Here is a 19,933-nt window from a genome sequence, read left to right on the forward strand (position 1 = left end):
CTCGGCGGCCGCGCGCGCGGCGTCCCACGCGCCGATCAGGTCGCGCGCCGCGACCGGCGGCAGCGCCTCGGGGCCGAGCGGGACCTCGTAGAGCAGCGCTCCGGCGGGACCGGGATGGATGCGAACCTCGGCGTGCACCGCGCCAGCATGGCGCGCGCAGGCCGCGCGCGCCATCACGGAATCGCTGGCCGGAGGGTTGCGCTGGACGCGGCGGGCGCGCACGCTGCCGTATGCCGGCGCGGGCCGGTGACAGGGGATCGGGACACATGGACGAGACGTGGCGTTTGACCGCGACGGCGGCGCGCGCGGCCATCGCGGCCGGGCGGCTGGCGGTGGAGGACCTCGTGGAGGCGTGCCTGGCGCGGATCGCGGCGCGCGATCCGGCCGTGCGCGCCTTCGTCGCGCACGAGCCTGATTCGGTGCGCGCCGCGGCACGGCGGGCCGATCCCTCGGCGCCGCTCGGCGGCATCCCGGTGGGGGTCAAGGACGTGCTCGACACCGCGGACCTGCCGACCGGCTATGGCAGTCCGATCTATGCCGGCTTCCGCCCGCGCGCCGATGCCGCCGCGGTGGCCTGGACGCGCCGCGCCGGCGGCGTGGTGATGGGCAAGACGGTGACCACGGAGTTCGCGGTGCGCACGCCGGGGCCCACGCGCAACCCGCTCAATCTCGCCCACACGCCGGGCGGGTCCTCCTCGGGCTCCGCCGCGGCCGTGGCGGACTTCATGGTGCCGGTCGCCTTCGGCACGCAGACCGCGGGCAGCATCATCCGTCCGGCCGCGTATTGCGGCATCGTCGGCTACAAGCCGTCCTTCGGCATGATCGCGCGGGCCGGCATGAAGGTGATGTCGGAGAGCCTGGACACGATCGGCGTGATGGCGCGCTCGGTCGCGGACTGCGCCCTGTTCGCGGGCGCGGTGGCGGGCCGTGACCTCGGCGATCCGGAGCGCGCCCCGTCCCGGCCGCCGCGCATCGGCCTCTGCCGCTCGCCCTCCTGGCCGGCGGCGCTGCCGGAGACGGTGGCACTCTGGGACGACGTCGCCGCCGCCCTCGCGCGCGCCGGTGCCGCGCTGGTGGAGCGCGAGCTGCCGGCCTCGTTCGGCGCCCTGGTGGAGGCGCATCCCACCATCATGGTCATGGAGACGGCGCACGCGCTCGGGTGGGAGCTCACCACGTGCCAGCCCCTGCTCTCGGCGGCGCTGAAGGAGCGTCACCTGCCCGCGCTCGCCTGGCCGCGCGAGCGGCTGGACGAGGCGCTGAAGGTGGCGCAGGGCTGCATCCTCGCCTTCGGTCCGGCGCTCGAGGGGGTGGACGTGCTGGTCACGCCCTCGGCGCCCGGCGAGGCGCCGGAGGGGATCGGCTGGACCGGCGATCCGGCCTTCAACTTCCTCTGGACCACGCTGCGCGTGCCCTGCGTCACCGTGCCGGCGGGGCTCGGTCCGCGCGGGCTTCCCCTCGGCATCCAGATCGTCGGCCGGCAGGGCGACGACGCCGCCGTGCTGGCCTGGGCGCGCTGGGTGCAGGCGGCGCTCGGCTGACCCCGCCGGTCGGAGCCGCGCGCCGCCCTCGCGCTCATCGTCCGGCTGGCGCGGTGCCGCTCGGCAGCGGCCCGGTCTCCGGCCTCTCCGCCAGCACGCCGTCGGCGCGCTCGCCGAGCTCCGCCCGCCACGGCCGCCAGCGCTCGAGCGCGTAGAGTGCGGCGATCAGCAGCGCGGCGAAGCCGAGCGCGAGCGGCCAGAACGGCAGGTCGAGCAGGCCGTGCAGCGTGAGCCTGCCCGGCGAGCCGGTGAGCAGCACCGGACGGATCGCCGGCTCGAGATAGGCGAAGGTCAGCGCCCCGGCGAGGCCGCCCAGCAGCGTCAGCCGCGCGTCGCGATAGCCGACGCCGACCTGCGCCAGCACGGTGCCCGGGCAGGCGCCGGCCAGCGCGATGCCGACGCCCGTGACGAACCCCCCGAGGAGCTGCGCGCCATACAGCACGGCCTTGGGGTCGAGCTTGGGGACGATCCCCGTCAGCGTGCCGAGCGCGAGCACGATCAGCCCCGACGCGACGGAGGCGAGGAAGATGCGCAGCATCAGGAAGTTCCTGAGCTGCATCTGGCCGAGGATCACGCCGGGCTCGAACACCCGGCTCTTCTCCAGGAGGAAGCCGAAGGCCACGCCCATCAGCAGGCCCACGGCGATGGCAGCGAGAACGCTCATCGTTGGTGCTCCTTCGGGCTCAGCGGACGGCGCGCAGCATCATCGCGGTGGCGATGCCGCCGGCGAACATCGCGCCCACGGCGACGAAGCCCGAGACGGCAAGCTGGGCGATGCCCGAGATGCCGTGGCCGGAGGTGCAGCCGTCGGCGAGCCGGGCGCCGAACAGCAGCAGGAAGCCGCCGGCGAAGGCGAGGGCGAAGCGCACGGCAGGGTTCGCGGTGCCGAGCGCGCGGGTCCAGACCGGCGCGATGCCCGACCGACGCGTGCCCGACAGGCCGGCCGAGAGGAACGCGCCGAGCGCGATCCCGCCGACCAGCGCGACCTGCCACCAGTTCTTGGCGCCGTCGAGATACTTGCCGGCATAGGCGAGGCCGCGGATCGCCGGATCGAAGAGCTCGGCGATCGAGGCCGAGACGGTCACGTAGGAGGACGAGGCGCCGAGGGCGGTGCCGAGCAGCAGGAAGGCCGGCACCTGCAGCAGCCCGATCAGCGCCCCGGTGAGATAGGGCGACCAGGCCCGATCCGAGAGGCGGATCATGATGGATGTCCTTTCACTTGCGGGGTGCCCCGATGCGGTGCACCGTCGTGCGCGAAGCTATGACTTCATATCTTCGAATACAAGAACCAAAAGAGTGCGCGCCCCACCTCTCCCCGACGGCGCGCCGGAGCGTGACCGATGGACACGACGACGATGGATGTCTCCACGCTGGACGCGCAGGCCGAGGCAGCGGCGGCCCTTCTGAAGTCGCTCGCCAACCCGGTGCGGCTGAAGATCCTCTGCGCTCTGGTCGAGGGCGAGCGGTCGGTCGGCGCGCTGGCGGAACGCGCCGGCGTGCGCGAGACCGTGGTCAGCCAGCACCTGATGCGGCTCAGGGCCGAGGGGCTGGTGAAGAACCGCCGTGTGGCGACGACGGTATACTACGCGATCACCGAGGGCCCGGCGCTCGGCGTGCTGGAGGCGCTCCACGAGGCGTTCTGCCGCCCGGAACAGGCGCCGCGGCGCTGATCAGAACCGGCGCGCAAGCCAGATCCGCACACCGCCGGGCGGCAGGTCGTCGAGACGGCCGAACTCGCGGTAGCCCTGGCGCGCGTAGAAGCCGGGCGCCTGGAAGCCGTAGGTATCGACGAAGGCGCCGAGGCAGTCGCGCCGGCGCGCCTCGTCCTCGGCAGCGCGCAAGAGCGCCGCGCCGATCCCCTGGCCGCGCCGGCCCTCCTCGACCCAGAGCCAGGCGACGAACAGCCAGCGCCAGAAGGTGATGCCGCGCAGTCCGCCGACGACCTGCCCGTCCTCCGCCCGCGCGACGACCCAGACCGGCCGGGCCTCGGCCGGACCGGCGGCGCGCTCGTTGAAGGCGGTGAGCCCGTCGCTGATCGCCGCGACGGTCGCCGGCGCGGGATCGTCCTCGAGCGCGAGCGCGATCCCCGGGGGCAGGATCATGCCTTGGCGGCGGCCGCGCGCGGGTCCGCCGCCAGAGCCTCGGTGGTGTCGAAGTCGCGCATCACCGCGTCGTCGGCCATCTCGACCTCGTGCACCGCCTCGGCGTGCTCGCCGGCAAGGTGGCGCGCGCCGACATCGCCGGTGACTTGGCGCATCGCGGCGAAGAAGCGTCGTCCCCACAGCATCGGGTTGCCCTGCTTGCCGCGGAAGGTCGGCAGCACGATCTCGCGCCCCTCGTCGGGGTCGAAGGCCGCCATCAGCCGGTCGAGCATCGGCGCCGTCACGAGCGGCATGTCGCCGAGACAGACGAGGGTTCCGTCCACGTCGGGCGGCAGCGCATCGATGCCGGTGCGCAGGCTGGCGGAGAGGCCCTGGGCATAGTCGGGGTTGTGCGCGAACACGACGTCGCGGCCGCGCAGCGCCTCGCGCACCGCCTCCGCCTCGTGGCCGGTGACCACGATCACGGGTCGCGCACGCGAGGCCAGCACGTTGTCCACCACCCGCGCGATCATCGCCTTGCCGGACGCATCCTTCACCAGCAGCTTGTTGACGGGGGCCATCCGCCGCGACCGTCCGGCGGCGAGCACGATCGCGGCGATCCGGCTGCCGCGCTTCGGTGCCGGGCCCTGGTCCTCCTCCGGCGCGCGCGCGCGCGGCAGCGGGCGGAGTTCGATCTCCTTGAGGAGACCCCCCACCCCCATGCCCATGATCTCGCGCGGTCCCACCGGCAGGTCCGCCATCAGCCGCTGCAGCACCCAGTCGAACCCGTTGAGCTTCGGGCTGCGCGCGCAGCCGGGCAGCACCACCGTCGGGACCTCGCCGATCCGGCCGAGATAGAGGAGCTGGCCGGGATCCACCGGCATCCCGCCGTGCAGGATCTCGCCGCCTGCGCGCAGGATCGCGGCGGGACAGACGTCGCGCCGGTCCACCACCGCCGAGGCGCCGGCGACCAGCAGGATCCGGGCACCCGCCTTGCGCAGCCGCTCGAGCGCGGCCGCCACCTCGGCGGTGTCGTGGCCGCAGCGCTCCTCCGGCAGGAGTTCGCCCCCGAGGGCTACGACACGGTCGCGCGTCGCCGCCACCGTGCCCTCGAGCACGCTCTCCTTGGTGTCGGCGAAGCGCGTCAGCACCAGCCCGACCTTGCGGCCGGTGAACGGCCGCACCTCGATCAGCGGCCTGCCCTGGCGCGCGATCGCCACCGCCGCGGCGACGATGCGCCGGTCCACCGCGAAGGGGATGATCTTCACGGTCGCCACCAGGTCGCGCGGCTGCACCACGCTGAAGGGCGGCAGGGTGGCGAGCGTGACCGCCTCGTCCAGCCGGTTCAGCGCCTCGATGCGCGCCGTGTCGAGCAGCAGGAGCCCCGCGGTCTCGGCGCTGAAGTTCACCCGCCCGGTCGCCGCGCGCGTGCGCGCGACCAGCGGGCCCAGGCAGGCATCGGCCAGCCGATCCGCCGCCTCGTCCTCGCCCACGTCGCCCGTCTCCAGCCGCGCGACCGTCACGCGCGCGATCCCGGCGGCGGCCAGGGCCGCGACATCCTCGCGCGTCAGCACGCGGCCCTTCTTCAGGACGCGCGCGCCCGCCCGCGTCGAATGCGCGAGGATCGCGCCGACGGCGTCCGCGACCGCCTCCTCGCCGAACGTCATGCCGCCTCCCGCGCCGGGGAAACGAGCGTCGCGCGCCGGCGCACCGCGACGATCTCGGCCATGATCGCGAGCGCGATCTCGGGCGCCGTCTCGGCCCCGATCGCGAGCCCGATCGGCCCATGGATGCGCGCGAGCGTCTCGGGCGCATGGCCGAGCGCGGCGAGCCGCGCGAGCCGTGCGGCGTGGGTGCGCCGCGAGCCGAGCGCGCCGATGTAGAAGGCGTCCGAGCGCAGGGCGGCGTCGAGCGCAGGGTCGTCGAGCTTGGGATCGTGCGTCAGCGTCACCACCGCGCTGCGGCCGTCGGGCCCGAGCGCCGCCATCGCCTCGTCCGGCCAGCGGTGATCGAGCGCCACGCCGGGGAAGCGCTCGCCGGTGGCGAAGGCCCGGCGCGGGTCGATCACCGTGACGGCGAAGCCGAGCGGCGGAGCCATGGGCGCGAGCGCCTGGGCGATGTGCACCGCACCCACCACGATCAGCCGCAGGGGCGGGTTGTGCGGGTGGAGGAACCAGCGCGCGCCCTCGACCTCCACCGTGCGCGCGACATCCTCGGCGAGGGCCTGGCGCGCGGCGGCCACCACCGCCTCCGGCAGGTTGGCGCCATGCGCGCCGTCGGGTCCGACCAGGGCTTGCGCGCCGTCCGAGAGGCGCGTGGCCAGGAGCACCGGACGTTTCGCCCGGCGTGCCGCCTGCAGGGCCTGGAACAGCGTGGGCGTCATCCGAGCTTCTCGACGAAGACGCTGACCGTGCCGCCGCAGGCGAGGCCGACCTCCCAGGCGCGCTCGTTGGTGACGCCGAAGCTGAGCAGGCGCGGCGTGCCGGAGGCCATCACCTCCTTCGCCGCATCCGCGACCGCGCCCTCGATGCAGCCGCCCGAGACCGAGCCGGCCATGCGCCCCGAGGCGGTGACGGCCAGACGCGAGCCGGCCGGGCGCGGCGACGAGCCCCAGGTCTCGACCACGGTGGCGAGCGCCACGGTCTCGCCATCGGCCACCCACTGGCCGGCGGTCGTCAGGATGTCCTCGGCATCGGCGATCATGCGGCCTTCCTCCTGGCCTGGGGGGCGGAGAGCGCGTGCACCAGCCCCGCGATGCTCTCGATATTGTGCGCCGGGCGGAAGTCGTCCACGTGCGGCAGCATGGCCCTGATCCCCGTCGCCTTCGGCTCGAAGCCCCGGAAGCGCAGCAGCGGGTTGAGCCAGATCAGCCGGCGGCAGGATTTGTGCAGCCGCTCCATCGCTTCGGCAAGCCCGGCTCCGCCCTCGCGGTCGAGCCCGTCGGTGATCAGCAGCACGGTCGCCCCCTGCCCGAGCACGCGCCGTCCCCATTCGCGGTTGAAGCGCGCGATCGCCTCGCCGATGCGCGTCCCCCCGGACCAGTCCGGCACCATCGCGCTCACCATCCGGAACGCCGTCTCGGGGTCGCGGTGGCGGAAGGCACGCGTGATGTTGGTGAGCCGCGTGCCGAACAGGAAGGTGTGGGTGCGCGTGCGGGTGGAGGCGACCGCATGCAGGAAGTGCAGCAGGATCGGCGCGTAGCGGCCCATCGAGCCGGAGATGTCGCACAGGGCGACCAGCGGCGGGGGGCGCGTCCGCCGCCGCCGGCGCGCGATCTCGACCAGCGCGCCGCCTTCGCGCAAGGACCGGCGCAGCGTCTCGCGCAGATCGGCGCGCGGCCCATGCGGATCGGGGCGGAAGCGGCGGGTCGGCACGGCGTCGAGCGGCAGGACGAGGCGGGCGATGGCGGCGCGCGCGGCGCGGATCTCGGCCTCGCTCATCGCCTCGAAGTCCATCTTCCGGAGCCGCTCCTCGGCCGAGGCGACGAGGCGGGCCTCGATCCGCTGCTCCGCCTCGGGCGGACGGGGCCGCTCCTTCGGGCGGGACTGCGCGCCCATCGCCTCGGCGGCGCGGCGCGCCCCCACTTTCGGCGTCTGGGGCTCGGCCGGGCGGCGCAGCCCGTCGAGCGCGGCCATGATGCTCTCGGCGACGGCGCGCTCGGGATTGCGCCAGAACAGGGCGAAGGCGGCGTCGAACACCTCCCACTGCTCGCGGCGGGTGGCCATCACCGCGCGCAGCGCCGCGTGCACGTCCGCCTTGCGGGTGAGGTCGACATGGGTCAGCGCGTGCTGCGCCTCGATCACCTGGCCGGGCCCGACGGGAAGGCCGGCCCGGCGCAGCATCCGGCCGAAATGCAGCACGTTGAGGGCAAGGCGGCCGCCGCCCTCGGCGGCAGGGATCATCCTGCCTTCGCCTCCGCCACCAGCGCCGCGGCCTGCTCGCCGCGGATGCGCGCGATGTCGTCCTGGTACTTGAGCAGCACGCCGAGCGTCTCGTCGACACGCTGGGGATCGAGCTCGGTCGCATCGAGATGGGCGAGTGCGGCGCACCAGTCGATCGTCTCGGCGACCCCCGGCATCTTGAACAGGTCCATCTGCCGCAGCCGCTGCACGAAGGCCACCACCTGCCAGGACAGCTTCTCGGCCGCCTGCGGCGCCTTGAGCGCCAGGATCGCGCGCTCGCGCGCGGCATCGGGGAAGTCGACCCAGTGGTAGAGGCAGCGCCGCCGCAGCGCGTCGTGGATCTCGCGTGTGCGGTTCGAGGTGATCACCACCACCGGCGGTTCGGCCGCGCGGATCGTGCCGAGCTCGGGGATCGTCACCTGCCAGTCGGCGAGCAGCTCGAGCAGGAACGCCTCGAAGGGCTCGTCGGCGCGGTCGAGCTCGTCGATCAGCAGCACGGCCGGGCCGCCCTCGGGGCTGATCGCCTGCAGCAGCGGCCGCTCGATCAGGAAGCGGCGGTCGAAGATGCCGCGCGCCAGCCGGTCCTTGTCGCGCTCGCCGGCGGCCTCGGCGAGGCGGATCTCCAGGAGCTGGCGCGTGTAGTTCCAGTCGTAGAGCGCCGAGGCGAGGTCGAGCCCGTCATAGCACTGCAGCCGCACCATGCGCCGGCCGAGCGTCCTCGCCAGCACCTTGGCGATCTCGGTCTTGCCGACCCCGGCCTCGCCCTCGAGGAACAGCGGCCGCTGCATCCTGAGCGCGAGATGCACGGCGGTGGCGAGGGCGCGGTCGGCGACGTAGTCGCCGCGCGCGAGCAGGGCGAGCGTCTCGTCGACACCGACGGGCAGGGCGGATCCGTTCATGTCCCGCCTCTAGCCGAGCGCCCGGCCGAGGGCCAGCAGGGCGAGGACCAGGAGCACGGTGAGCCCGACCCAGACCGGCAGGGGCAGGCCGGTCACAGCACCATCAGGCCGACGATCGCCAGCCAGGCGGCGATCGAGATCCAGATCCAGGTCGGCAGGCCGAACATCTCGCTCGGCACCGGCAGGGGCAGCCGCGCGGGGGCGGGCGCCGGCGCGGCGGCCTCGGCGGCGGGCGGCGGGCCGGCCACGCGCGCGGCGAAGCGGTCGAAGAACTGGTCGGCCATCGAGCGCGCCGTGCTGTCGATCAGCCGCGCGCCGAGCTGCGCCATCTTGCCGCCGACCTGCGCCTTCACCTCGTAGGTCATCAGCGTCGCGCCGGGGCCGTCCTCGGCGAGGCGGACGGTGGCGCCGCCCTTGGCGAAGCCGGCCACCCCGCCCTGGCCCTCGCCCGAGATCGTGTAGCCGTTCGGCGGATCGAGATCCGAGAGCTGCACGCGCCCCGAGAAACGTGCGTTCATCGGCCCGATCCGCACGGCGACGCGCGCGGTCATCTCGGTGTCCGAGACCTTCTCGATGTGCTCGCAGCCGGGGATGCTGTCCTTCAGCACCTCGGGGTCGTTGAGCGCCTGCCAGACGGTCTCGCGCGGCGCGGGGATGCGCCGCTCGCCGGTCATGTCCATCGGGGGTCGTCCTGCGCGCGGTCGGGCCGGCGACCATAGCGACGGGACCCCGGAGCGGCAAGGCGGTGCGGCGGGGCGGCCGCTCTTGCGGCCGGGCCGTGTTCCGCTACCGTCACGCCTCCGTCCGCCCTCGCCGTCGGTTCCCCCATGCGCCTGTCCCGTCTTCCGGCCGTTCTGGTCCCGCTCGTCATCGTGCTGGCGGCATTCCCCGCCACCGCCGCCGAGGGCGCCGTGGACGGGCGCGCGCTCTCGCTCTGGTGGGTGCTGCCCTTCGCCGGGGTGCTGCTGTCGATCGCGATCGTCCCGCTGATCGCGCCGCACTGGTGGCACCGCTTCTACGGCCTGGTGATGCTCGGCTGGGCGCTGGCCTTCGTGATCCCCGCCGCGCTCGCCTTCGGCGCCGAGCCGGTGATCGACATGGTGCTGCACACCGCGCTCCTGGAATACATCCCCTTCCTGATCCTGCTGTTCGCCCTGTTCACGGTGGCCGGCGGGGTGCATCTCGCCGGCACGCTGCGGGGCACGCCCGGCACCAACACGGCGCTGCTCGCCTTCGGCACCGCGATCGCGAGCCTGACCGGCACCACAGGCGCCTCGATGCTGCTGGTGCGGCCGATGCTGCGGGCGAACCGCCATCGCAAGCATCGCGCGCATACGGTGATCTTCTTCATCTTCCTGGTGTCGAACATCGGCGGCTCGCTGACCCCGCTCGGCGACCCGCCGCTGTTCCTCGGCTTCCTGAAGGGCGTCGAGTTCTTCTGGCCGACCCAGCACCTGTTCGCGCCGATGCTGCTGCTGGCCGCCATGCTGCTGCTGATCTACCACCGGATGGAGAGCCGCTACTTCCGCCGCGAGCCGGATGAGATCCGCGAGGGCGGCGAGGCGGTGGAGCCGCTGCGCATCCAGGGCGGCGTGAACATCCCGCTGCTGCTGATGGTGGTGCTGGTGGTGCTCATGGAGGGGATCTGGCACCCCGGCGCGGTGACGTTCCTCAAGCAGCGCATCGCCATCGAGGTGGTGGTGGGCGACGTGCTGATGCTGCTGATCGCCGGCTACTCGATCTGGGTCACGCCGGCGCTGGTGCGCAACGCCAACGGGTTCACCTGGGGGGCGATGATCGAGGTCGCCAAGGTGTTCGCCGCGATCTTCGTCACGATCATCCCGGCGATCGCGATCCTGCAGGCCGGGCGTGAGGGTGCGCTCGCCGGGCTCGTCCGGCTCACCAGCGATGCCGACGGCAATCCCGATCCGACCATGTATTTCTGGCTCACCGGGCTGCTGTCGTCGTTCCTCGACAACGCGCCGACCTATCTCGTGTTCTTCAACCTGGCCGGCGGCGACGCGCAGACGCTGATGGGCCCGCTCGCCCCCGTGCTGGGCGCGATCTCCGCCGGGGCCGTGTTCATGGGTGCGAACAGCTACATCGGCAACGCGCCCAACTTCATGGTCCGCGCGATCGCCGAGGAGCAGGGCGTGAAGATGCCCTCCTTCCTCGGCTATTGCGGCTGGGCCGTCGTGTTCCTGATCCCGAACTTTGCGTTGCTGACGCTCATCTTCTATCGCTGAGGGGACAAGGAGCGAGCGGAGGACGCGATGACCTATCTCACGGCGGACGGGCTGCCGGCCGAACCCGCGGGGCTGCGGTTCCGCGCCCTGCTCGGCCGCGGCGGCATCCTCGAGATCCCCGGCGCGCACAACGGCATGGCCGGGATCCTGGCGAAGCGCGCCGGGTTCGAGGCGCTCTACCTCTCCGGCGCGGCGATGACCGCCTCGATGGGCCTGCCCGATCTCGGCATCATCACGGTCGACGAGGTCTGCTTCTTCGTCCGCACCATCAGCCGCGCGACCGGCCTGCCGATCCTGGTGGACGGCGACACCGGCTACGGCGGCGTGCTGAACACCATGCACATGGTGCGCGCCTTCGAGGATGCCGGCGCCGCGGCGGTGCACATCGAGGACCAGGAGCTGCCGAAGAAGTGCGGCCACCTGAACGGCAAGCGGCTGGTCGAGCCCGCCGAGATGGCGGCCAAGGTGGCGGCGGCGAAGCGCGCCGCGCGCCATCTCTACGTGATCGCGCGCACGGATGCCGCCGGGGTCGAGGGGTTCGAGGCCGCGGTCGAGCGGGCGAAGCGCTATCTCGACGCGGGCGCGGATGCGATCTTCCCCGAGGCGCTGACCAGCCGCGACGACTTCGCCCGTTTCGCCGCGCGGGTCGATGCGCCGCTGCTCGCCAACATGACCGAGTTCGGCCGCACGCCCTACCTGAGCGCGAGGGAGTTCGAGGCGCTCGGCTATCGCATGGTGATCTGGCCGGTGAGCTCGCTGCGCGTCGCCGCCAAGGCGCAGGCCGAGCTCTACGCGGCGATCCGGCGCGACGGCGGCACGATGAACCTGCTCGACCGCATGCAGACCCGCGCCGAACTCTACGAGACGATCGGGCTCGCGGCCTACGAATCGCTCGACTCCTCGATCGCGGCGACGGTGGTGCCGCCGGACCTGCGGCCGGCGGCGGAGTAGCGGTCATGGCGCCGAGCGTGGCCGATGACCCGGTCATCGGCCACGCGAACCGTCCGGCGCGCAGGGTTGGCGTGGCGGCTGCGCGCCAGCGAAGGGGCTGATCCGGGTCAGCAGGAAGGCTGACCCGGATCAGAAGGTCCGCGCGATCGCCTCCTTCAGCCGCTTCTCGAGCGCGCCGCGCGCGGCCGCCGCGTCCTTCTCCATCGTCGCCTCGAACTCGTCGAGCACCGGCGCGATGCCCTTGCGGAACCGGTCGTAGAACTCGGGGATCGGCAGCTTCTCCCAGACCGGGTAGAGCAGGTCGATCACGATCGGGCAGAACCAGGTCCAGGCCCAGCCGTAGCGCTGCGCGAGGTGGCAGGTGCGCGCGGTCGCCGAGGACTGGCTCCAGTTCGGCGTGTCGCCGCTGTAGTGGATGGAGTCCGCGTAGTCATAGGCCTCGCGCGCGCTGATCGTGCCGTCGCCGTTGCTGTCGGGGTTGGAGGCGAGTGCGCCGCCGTAAGGCGTGTGGCCCGCCATCGCCGCGATCCAGTCGCGCGCGAAGAAGTCGAACTCGGCGTTGCCCCAGGAGGACTGGTCCTCGACCGTGGCCGAGGCGACCGAGGTGTACTGCGCGGGGCTGTTGGCGATGATCGGCGCGTTGAAGCCGCCGGCGTGGCACTGCTCCATCATCACCACGAGGCAGCGGAACTTCGGCAGGGTCTTGAGCTTGGCCGCGAAGTCGGCGGCGTAGTAGTCGGCCCCGGACTGGACGCAGAGATAGGACTTGCCCCAGCCGCCCCAGCCGCCGTGGTTGTTGGTGTGGATCAGCAGCGAATCCTCGGGCTTGATGCGCGCGGCGATGTCGTCGAGCGCCGCGTCGAGATCGGCCTTGGTGCCCTTGCCCTTGATCGGCATGCGGTAGGCCGTGCCGTCGCCGGGCCAGGAGACGATCGGCTTGGGGTTGCCGTTGTAGTTCAGCGTGCCGTCATGGTTCAGGCAGATGATGTCGGCGTCCGGCATGCCGTAGCGGTCGCGCAGCGTGCGGTAGAGGAACTCCATGTCGTTCACGTGCCGCGCGTTCGAGGCACCGGAGAACAGGATGGCGTAGCGCTTGCCCTTCGGCACGCGCACGAAGCAACCCGGCCGCGGCTTGATCGGCCAGTAGAGCCCCGGGCGCAGCACGATCGGCTCATGGAAGGTGTGCAGGGCGATCTTCGGCGTACGCATCTCCGGCGGGAAGCGCGCGGGGATCTCGGTGTAGGGCTCGCCGGTGCGCGCGTTGCACAGGATGTAGCGGCAGGGATGCGACCAGTTCGCCCCGGGCATCTCGTCGGCGAACACGACGATGCTGTCCTGCTCGATCGGGATCGGCTGGCGATAGGCGCGCAGGCGCGTGCCCTTGCCCACCGGCGCCGTGACGACCGCGAGATTCGTGGTCTCGACCTGGCGCGGCGAGAGGCTGCGCAGTGCGAGCTCCATCGCGCGCCGCATCGGCGCAGATCGTTCCGGCGCGGCTGCTTCGGGTCTGGTGGCCATGGTGTCCTCTCTCCTCTGCCCCGGCACGGATGGGGGAAGGCGGCGGCCGGGGGCCGGTCGGTCAGTCGGGCGGATGGAAGGGGGCGGCGAGGGTCCAGTCGGGCACGTCGTGCCCCTTGGCGATCGCGGCGAGGGTCGGCGCAACACCGCGCAGGAACGGCGGGTGCGTCGCCTCTGCCGCCCGCACGGCGCCGGTGGCGAGGTCGATCAGCAGGTAGCGGCAGGGATGGCCCCAGTTCGCCGCGGGCGCGAGATCGAGGAAGGCGAGCGCGCTCGGACGGTCGGCGACCAGCATGCCGCTGCCCGTGGGCACGGCCTCGCCGGGCGCGACCGTCCGCCGGTCGAGATACAGCACCGCGCCACGGAGCTGTTCCGCCGGAATGGCCGCGATCGCCCGACGGGCGACCTCGTTCCAGTCCGTCATGCTCGAGCCCTCCGCGTCCGGCTCTGCCGGCCGTCATGCGAACGGTATGATTCAGAGTAGCAATAAAGCCGCGCCGTGTCGAGCGCGCTCGACCGGACGGGAAAGGGGGCGGGATCGCTCCCGCCCCCGGGCCGGCGCGGCTGCGCGGCGCGTCACGCGGGCGGTTCGAGCCGGAACACGCGGCCGTGGATCTCGTCGGTCAGGACGTAGATCAGCCCGTCCGGGCCCTGGCGCACGTCGCGCACGCGCTGGCCGATGCGCAGCGATTCGTGCTTGATCACCTTGCCGTCGGCGTCCAGCACCGTCCGCCGCACGTCCTGGGTCGCGAGTCCACCCGCGAAGATCGAGCCGCGCCAGTCCGGGAACCGGTCGCCGGTGTAGACCATCAGCCCCGAGGCGCCGATCACCGATGGGTACCAGACCAGCACCGGATCGAGCATGTTGGGCGCCGAGCGCTGGCCCGTGCCGATCGGCGCCGCGCCGACATAGTCGCGGCCCCAGGTGACGACCGGCCAGCCGTAATTGCCGCCCGGGCGGATCAGGTTGAGCTCGTCCCCGCCGAGGGGGCCGTGCTCGGTGGCGAAGATGCGCCCGTCGGGCGCGCGCGCGAGGCCCTGGATGTGGCGATGGCCGTAGGAATAGACCTCGGGCTTGGCGTCCGCGCGGCCGGCGAAGGGGTTGTCGGGCGGGGCGGTGCCGTCGTCGCGCAGGCGCAGGATCTTGCCGATGTGGCTGTCGAGCTTCTGCGCCTGCAGCCGCACCAGCGCCCCCTCGATCGCGACCGGCGGGTTGCCGCCGTCACCGACCGAGAGGAGCAGCGTGCCGTCCGGCAGCCAGAGGATGCGCCCACCGTAGTGCTGGAACTCGGGCTTCGGCTGCGAGACCTCGAAGATGACGCTGAGATCGCTCAGGCGCTGGCCGTCGAAGGTGGCGCGCGCGAGCCTGAGCCGGTTCGCCTGCGGCGTGCCGTGCGCGTAGGTGAGGTAGATCAGGCGGTTCTCGGCGAAGCGCGGATGCGGCGAGACCTCGAACAGCCCGGCCTGGAAGACGAGCCCGCGTTCGGCCGCCACCAGAACCTCGGGCGTGCCCGCGATCGGCGTCGGGTCGAGCCGGCCGCCGCGGATCGCGCGCAGCCGGCCGGGGCGTTCGGTGACGAGGGCGGTGCCGTCCGGCAGCCAGGCGATCGACCAGGGGTGCTCGAGCCCCTCGGCGACGGTGACCTGGCGGAAGTTGACGTTGAGCTCCGGGTCGCCGGCGGCCTGGTAGGGTTCGTTGGCGACCGCGGCACCGGCCGTCAGCGCGGCGGCCAGGGCCGCGCAGGACAGGACGCGTTGCATGACTCCTCCCGCTCTGGTGTTGTCGCTGGGTCGGCCGCGGCGAGGCTGCTGGGACGGCATCGTGGCGGCCGACCGCGGGACTCGTAGCGTCCGGCAGGATGGGAATGCAACTGAAACGTGTCCGGCAGCCTCCATCACGTCCGGATGAGGACGGCACGCCGCGCCGGCGCGCCGAGCGCTACGGCCGCCACGCCGAGGCTCTCTGCGCGCGTGCGCTGGAGGCGGAGGGGTTCGCGGTGCTGGCCCGGCGCCGGCGCACGGCGGCAGGCGAACTCGACCTGGTCGCCCGGCGCGGTGATCTCACCGTGATCGTCGAGGTGAAGGCGCGCGGCCGTGCGGCGGAGGCGGCCGAGACCGTCTCGCCCCGCCAGCGCGCGCGCCTGCTCGCCGCGGCCGAGGCGCTGATGGCCGAGGAGCCGGGCTGGTTCGGCGCCGGACTGCGCTTCGACGTGATGGTGGTGGGGCGCGACGGCACGCTGCGCCGCATCGCCGACGCGTTCCGCGCGGGCGACTGATACCCGGAGAACACAGGCTTGACCTTTGTGCGGAGGGGGTCGCGCGGCGGGGGGCTGGTCAAGCCTGCCTCAGCGCCTACTCTCTGCGCCGCGCCACCCCCGGGAGACCCCCTGATGCCGGACACCTCCATGCCCGACGGCACCACCATGCGCTTCGGGATCGGCCAGCCCGTGCCGCGCAACGAGGACCCCGTGCTGCTGACGGGCAAGGGCCGCTACACCGACGACCTCGCGCTGCCGGGCCAGCTCTGGTGCGCGATCGTGCGCAGCCAGCACGCGCATGGCGTGATCCGTGGCATCGACACCGCGGCGGCCAGGGCCATGCCCGGCGTGCGCGCGGTCTACACCGGGGCGGATCTGGAGGCGGCGGGCTACGGGACGTTGCGCTGCACGCTCCCCTTCACCAACGCCGACGGCACGCCGATGCGGGCGCCCGAACGCGGCGCGCTCGCCACCGACAAGGTGCGCTACGTGGGCGATCCGGTCGCCTGCGTGATCGCCGAGACGCGGGCCCAGGCGCGCGACGCCGCCGAGGCGGTGGTCGTCGAGGTCGATCCGCTGCCCGCCGTCACCGAGGCCTCGGCCGCCGCCGCGCCGGACGCGCCCGCGCTCTACGACCGGCCCGGCGGCAACGTGGTGCTCGACTTCCACTACGGCGACCGGGCGAAGGTGGAGGCGGCCTTCGCCCGGGCTGCGCACCGGGTGAAGATTCCCTTGCGCAACAACCGCGTCGTGGTGGCGGCGATGGAGCCGCGCTCGGCGATCGCCGAGTACGACGCCGCGACCGGACGCTACACGCTGCATGTCGGCTGCCAGGGGGTGTTCGGGCTGCGCAACCAGCTCGCGGGCGACATCCTGAAGGTGCCGGTCGAGAAGGTGCGCGTGCTCACCGGCAATGTGGGCGGCTCGTTCGGCATGAAGGCCTCGGCCTATCCCGAGTATGTCTGCCTGTTCCATGCCGCGAAGGAGCTCGGCCGGCCGGTGAAGTGGACCGACGAGCGTTCGGGCAGCTTCGTCTCCGACCAGCACGGCCGCGACCACGAGGTGGTGGGCGAGCTCGCCCTCGACGCGGAGGGCCGGTTCCTCGCCGTGCGGCTGACGGCGTACGCGAACATGGGCGGCTACATGGCGACGGTGGCGCCGCTGATGGGCACCGGCAACTTCGTCAAGAACGTGCAGTCGAACTACGCCACCCCGCTGATCGAGGTCGCGACCAAGTGCGTGATGACCAACACCACGCCCGTTTCGGCCTATCGCGGCGCTGGCCGCCCCGAGGGCAACTACTTCATGGAGCGGCTGATCGAGGCGGCCGCAGTCGCCACCGGCATGTCCGCGATCGAGCTGCGCCGGCGCAACCACATCCGCGCGGACGCCTTCCCCTACAAGGCCGCCTCGGGCTCGGTCTACGACAGCGGCGACTTCACTGCGGTGCTGGACCGGGCGCTGGCGGCGGCGGACTGGGACGGCTTCCCCGCCCGCCGCGCCGAGGCGCGCCGGCGCGGGCGGCTGCGCGGCATCGGCATCGGCAACTACCTCGAGGTCACCGCCCCGCCGGCCAGGGAGATGGGCGGCATCCGCTTCAATGCGGACGGCACGGTGACGATCATCACCGGCACGCTCGACTACGGCCAGGGCCACTGGACGCCCTTCGCGCAGATCCTCAGCACCGAGCTCGGCGTGCCGTTCGGCGCGATCCGCCTCGTGCAGGGCGATTCCGACCTGCTGGTCGCCGGCGGCGGCACGGGCGGGTCGAAGTCGCTGATGGCCTCGGGTTCGGCGATCATCGAGGCCTCGGCGAAGGTGATCGAGAAGGGCCGGCGCGCGGCGGCGCAGATGCTGGAAGTGGCGGAGGCCGACATCGAGTTCGGGCAGGGCCGCTTCGTCGTCGTCGGCACCGATCGCGGTGTCGGCATCATGGAGCTCGCCGCCGCGCTGCGCGAAGGCCGGGTGAAGGGCGAGGGCATCCCGGAGAGCCTGGACGTCGATCACGTCTTCGAGGCCGCGCCCTCCGCCTTCCCGAACGGCTGCCACGTCGCCGAGGTGGAGATCGATCCCGACACCGGCGTGGTCGAGGTCGTTTCCTACGTCTCGGTGAACGACTTCGGCACGATCGTGAACCCCATGCTGGTCGAGGGCCAAGTGCATGGCGGGGTGACGCAGGGGATCGGCCAGGCGCTGATGGAGCGCGTGGTCTATGACGAGACCGGCCAGCTCCTCACCGGCAGCTTCATGGACTATGCCCTGCCGCGCGCGGCCGACCTGCCGCCGATCGGCTTCGCCTCCCACCCCGTGCCGGCGAAGACGAACCATCTCGGCGCCAAGGGCTGCGGCGAGGCGGGCTGCGCGGGCTCGCTGCCGGCGGTGATGAACGCGGTGATCGACGCGTTGCGGCCGGTGGGCGTGGCGCGTCTCGACATGCCGGCCACACCCGAGCGCGTGTGGCGCGCGATCCGGGCGGCACGGCGCGCGGCCTAGAGCAGATCGCATACGGCTGGAATCAGCCGTGTGCGTGAAGATGCGCGCAAGGACGGGCTGGAGCGGTTTCCGCTCGTGTGGAAACCGCTCCAGCGCGGATCCCGACCAGGTGGATGCACGTGATCGGGCGGAGATCCGCGCCGGGAAAGCCCCGCAGCCGGTTCGGCAGGTCGGAACCCCCTCTCAAGGCAGCGCGCCTGCGGATGGAAACGGCCCCGCGCGCGACGGTGTCCGGCAGCATGGCGAGGGTCGCGGCTGCGCCAACCGTCAGCTTCGCCGCGCGTCCCGTGCCACGCCGTGGAACACGTGCGTGAACGCCGCCGCCCCCAGCACCGGTGCGAACAGGTTCGCGACCGGCACCAGCATCAGCGCGGCCGCCGGCAAACCCGCAAGCCACACCCTGAACCGGTGCCGCCGCCTGAGCGCGCGCGCCGCCGCCGCGTCCATCCGCCGCAGCGCCGCCAGCTCGAAATACTCGCGCGAGAGCGCATAGGCCGACATCGCCAGCCACAGCACGCTGCCCATCCCCGGCACCAGCAGCACCAGCGGCAAGGCCAGCACCGAGATCACCAGCACCCGCAGCGCCACCCGCAGCCCCGCCACCACCTGCGACCACCAGGACGCGGGCGTCGCGGGGGCGAGGAAGGGATAGTGCCGCGCCTCCACCGCCGCGGCGACGTCCTCGAGCAGCAGGCCGGCGACCGCCAGGCTCGCCGGGCCGAACAGCAGCACCGCGACGATCATCGCCGCCACGCCGCCGAGCGCGGAGACCAGCCGGTCGAGCCACCCGCCCCCGCCGGTCGCCGCCAGCCCGGCCAGCCAGATGCCGAACCCGACCAGGGCCGCGAACACCAGCGCGGCGGCTAGCAGCCCCAGGACCACCGGCCGGCGCAGCCGGGGATCGCCCAACTGCCCGAGCGCGCAGAACCACGCCCGGATCATGGCGCGCGCCGCCCCGTCAGGCTAAGGGAACCGCGCACAGCGGATCGGAGCCCCATGACCTACGACCTCCTCGGCATCGGCAACGCCATCGTGGACGTGCTGGCGCGCTGCGACGACGCCTTCATCAGCCGTCACGGCCTGAACAAGGGTGCGATGACCCTGGTCGACGCGGCCCGCGCCGAGACGCTCTACGCGGCCATGCCTCCGGCCGTCGAGGTCTCGGGCGGGTCGGCCGCCAACACCATGGCGGCCTTCGCCAGCCTCGGCGGGCGTGGCGCCTTCATCGGCAAGGTCGCGGACGACCAGCTCGGCGCGGTGTTCCGCCACGACATCCGCGCCGCCGGCGTGGCCTTCGACACCCCGCCCGCGAAGGGGGGCGCGCCGACCGCGCGCTGCCTGATCCTGGTCACCCCCGACGCGCAGCGCACCATGAACACCTTCCTCGGCGCCTGCGTTGCCCTGGACGAGGCCGACATCGACGAGGCCCTCGTCGCTGCGGCGGCCGTGACCTATCTCGAAGGCTACCTGTTTGATCCGCCGGCCGCCCAGGCCGCCTTCCGCAAGGCCGCGCGCCTGGCGCATGCGGCCGGACGCCAGGTCGCCCTGACGCTCTCGGACCCATTCTGCGTCGCCCGCCACCGCGCGGCGTTCCGTGCCCTGGTGGCCGAGGAGATCGACATCCTGTTCGCCAACGAGCACGAGATCCTCTCGCTCTACGAGGCGGGCTCGTTCGAGGAGGCGGTCGCGGCCGTGCGGGCCGAGACCCGCATCGCCTGCCTGACGCGCTCCGAGAAGGGCAGCGTGATCGTCGCCGACGGTGAGGTGCACACGATCGCCGCCGAGCCGACCGAGGTGGTGGACACCACCGGCGCCGGCGACGCCTATGCCGCGGGCTTCCTCGCCGGGCTGGTACGCGGCCGACCGTTGCCGGAGTGCGGGGTGATGGCGTCGGTCGCTGCGGCCGAGGCGATCAGCCATTTCGGCGCGCGGCCGGTGGTGCCCTTGGCGCAGCTCGTGAAGGACCGGCTGGCGGCCTGAGCCCCTCGTCGCGCGCCCGTCACAGGACAGCAGCACTGACTTTTCACTCGCGGTCCGCGAGCCAACC

General features: G+C 73.0%; 19 protein-coding genes and 1 pseudogene. 7 read left to right on the forward strand and 13 right to left on the reverse strand.

Features of this window, described 5'->3' with window-relative positions; genetic code table 11:
• Window positions 1-266: 266 nt before the first annotated feature.
• Complete coding sequence (locus FK498_RS07100) at window positions 267-1,538, forward strand: amidase (protein WP_141852993.1); 1,272 nt, start codon at window positions 267-269, stop codon at window positions 1,536-1,538.
• Between the two features lie 34 nt (window positions 1,539-1,572).
• Here FK498_RS07100 and FK498_RS07105 read toward each other — a convergent pair whose 3' ends face one another.
• On the reverse strand, window positions 1,573-2,202 hold the full coding sequence (locus tag FK498_RS07105) for a YeeE/YedE thiosulfate transporter family protein (RefSeq protein WP_141852995.1): 630 nt from the start codon (window positions 2,200-2,202) through the stop codon (window positions 1,573-1,575).
• Window positions 2,203-2,221: 19 nt separating this feature from the next.
• Window positions 2,222-2,755: pseudogene (locus tag FK498_RS07110) on the reverse strand (YeeE/YedE thiosulfate transporter family protein); the annotation flags it as partial.
• A gap of 123 nt (window positions 2,756-2,878) precedes the next feature.
• On the opposite strand from FK498_RS07110, the gene FK498_RS07115 reads away from it, so the two are divergent.
• Window positions 2,879-3,208, forward strand: coding sequence for a helix-turn-helix transcriptional regulator (locus FK498_RS07115; protein ID WP_237560868.1), 330 nt, complete (start codon window positions 2,879-2,881; stop codon window positions 3,206-3,208).
• On the opposite strand, the gene FK498_RS07120 is transcribed toward FK498_RS07115, so the two are convergent.
• From FK498_RS07120 to FK498_RS07150, 7 genes are all read right to left on the reverse strand, one after another.
• On the reverse strand, window positions 3,209-3,640 hold the full coding sequence (locus FK498_RS07120; protein WP_141852999.1) for a GNAT family N-acetyltransferase: 432 nt from the start codon (window positions 3,638-3,640) through the stop codon (window positions 3,209-3,211).
• Complete coding sequence (locus FK498_RS07125) at window positions 3,637-5,286, reverse strand: NTP transferase domain-containing protein (RefSeq protein ID WP_141853000.1); 1,650 nt, start codon at window positions 5,284-5,286, stop codon at window positions 3,637-3,639. Before FK498_RS07125 ends, FK498_RS07120 begins: the two co-directional genes overlap by 4 nt.
• Entirely contained in the window at window positions 5,283-6,002 is a 720-nt protein-coding gene (locus FK498_RS07130) for an XdhC family protein (protein WP_141853002.1), read from the reverse strand. The genes FK498_RS07125 and FK498_RS07130 overlap by 4 nt, the downstream gene beginning before the upstream one ends.
• Complete coding sequence (locus FK498_RS07135) at window positions 5,999-6,322, reverse strand: XdhC family protein (protein ID WP_141853004.1); 324 nt, start codon at window positions 6,320-6,322, stop codon at window positions 5,999-6,001. The genes FK498_RS07130 and FK498_RS07135 overlap by 4 nt, the downstream gene beginning before the upstream one ends.
• On the reverse strand, window positions 6,319-7,521 hold the full coding sequence (locus tag FK498_RS07140) for a VWA domain-containing protein (RefSeq protein ID WP_141853006.1): 1,203 nt from the start codon (window positions 7,519-7,521) through the stop codon (window positions 6,319-6,321). Before FK498_RS07140 ends, FK498_RS07135 begins: the two co-directional genes overlap by 4 nt.
• Window positions 7,518-8,420 (reverse strand): MoxR family ATPase, encoded by a 903-nt coding sequence (locus tag FK498_RS07145; protein WP_141853008.1) that lies wholly within the window; start codon window positions 8,418-8,420, stop codon window positions 7,518-7,520. Before FK498_RS07145 ends, FK498_RS07140 begins: the two co-directional genes overlap by 4 nt.
• A gap of 92 nt (window positions 8,421-8,512) precedes the next feature.
• Entirely contained in the window at window positions 8,513-9,100 is a 588-nt protein-coding gene (locus FK498_RS07150; RefSeq protein WP_202614777.1) for a carbon monoxide dehydrogenase subunit G, read from the reverse strand.
• 147 nt (window positions 9,101-9,247) lie between these two features.
• On the opposite strand from FK498_RS07150, the gene FK498_RS07155 reads away from it, so the two are divergent.
• A complete protein-coding gene (locus tag FK498_RS07155; protein WP_141853010.1) occupies window positions 9,248-10,666 on the forward strand; it encodes a sodium:proton antiporter in 1,419 nt (472 codons plus the stop codon).
• Between the two features lie 27 nt (window positions 10,667-10,693).
• A complete protein-coding gene (gene prpB, locus FK498_RS07160; RefSeq protein ID WP_141853012.1) occupies window positions 10,694-11,617 on the forward strand; it encodes a methylisocitrate lyase in 924 nt (307 codons plus the stop codon).
• Window positions 11,618-11,746: 129 nt separating this feature from the next.
• Here the strand turns inward: prpB and FK498_RS07165 are convergent, their stop codons facing one another.
• The 3 genes from FK498_RS07165 to FK498_RS07175 all read right to left on the reverse strand — a co-directional run bounded on the left by FK498_RS07165 (window position 11,747) and on the right by FK498_RS07175 (window position 14,896).
• Window positions 11,747-13,135: a C13 family peptidase gene (locus tag FK498_RS07165; RefSeq protein WP_141853014.1), complete on the reverse strand. Its 1,389-nt coding sequence runs from the start codon at window positions 13,133-13,135 to the stop codon at window positions 11,747-11,749.
• Between the two features lie 61 nt (window positions 13,136-13,196).
• Window positions 13,197-13,559, reverse strand: a complete 363-nt coding sequence (locus FK498_RS07170) for a hypothetical protein (protein ID WP_141853016.1) — start codon at window positions 13,557-13,559, stop codon at window positions 13,197-13,199.
• Window positions 13,560-13,711: 152 nt separating this feature from the next.
• The gene (locus FK498_RS07175; RefSeq protein WP_202614778.1) at window positions 13,712-14,896 is read right to left on the reverse strand and encodes a PQQ-dependent sugar dehydrogenase; all 1,185 of its coding nucleotides are present in this window, start codon (window positions 14,894-14,896) and stop codon (window positions 13,712-13,714) included.
• 104 nt (window positions 14,897-15,000) lie between these two features.
• Here FK498_RS07175 and FK498_RS07180 point away from each other — a divergent pair, with 104 nt between their 5' ends.
• Both FK498_RS07180 and FK498_RS07185 read left to right on the forward strand, forming a co-directional pair.
• Window positions 15,001-15,411: a YraN family protein gene (locus tag FK498_RS07180; RefSeq protein WP_141853020.1), complete on the forward strand. Its 411-nt coding sequence runs from the start codon at window positions 15,001-15,003 to the stop codon at window positions 15,409-15,411.
• 114 nt (window positions 15,412-15,525) lie between these two features.
• The gene (locus FK498_RS07185) at window positions 15,526-17,886 is read left to right on the forward strand and encodes a xanthine dehydrogenase family protein molybdopterin-binding subunit (protein WP_141853022.1); all 2,361 of its coding nucleotides are present in this window, start codon (window positions 15,526-15,528) and stop codon (window positions 17,884-17,886) included.
• A 267-nt stretch (window positions 17,887-18,153) separates the two neighbouring features.
• Here FK498_RS07185 and FK498_RS07190 read toward each other — a convergent pair whose 3' ends face one another.
• The gene (locus FK498_RS07190; protein ID WP_141853024.1) at window positions 18,154-18,828 is read right to left on the reverse strand and encodes an EI24 domain-containing protein; all 675 of its coding nucleotides are present in this window, start codon (window positions 18,826-18,828) and stop codon (window positions 18,154-18,156) included.
• Between the two features lie 54 nt (window positions 18,829-18,882).
• Here FK498_RS07190 and FK498_RS07195 point away from each other — a divergent pair, with 54 nt between their 5' ends.
• Window positions 18,883-19,866: an adenosine kinase gene (locus FK498_RS07195; protein WP_141853026.1), complete on the forward strand. Its 984-nt coding sequence runs from the start codon at window positions 18,883-18,885 to the stop codon at window positions 19,864-19,866.
• Window positions 19,867-19,933: the final 67 nt, after the last annotated feature.

It is taken from the genome of Elioraea sp. Yellowstone, assembly GCF_006704265.1.
Classification (GTDB): domain Bacteria; phylum Pseudomonadota; class Alphaproteobacteria; order Acetobacterales; family Acetobacteraceae; genus Elioraea.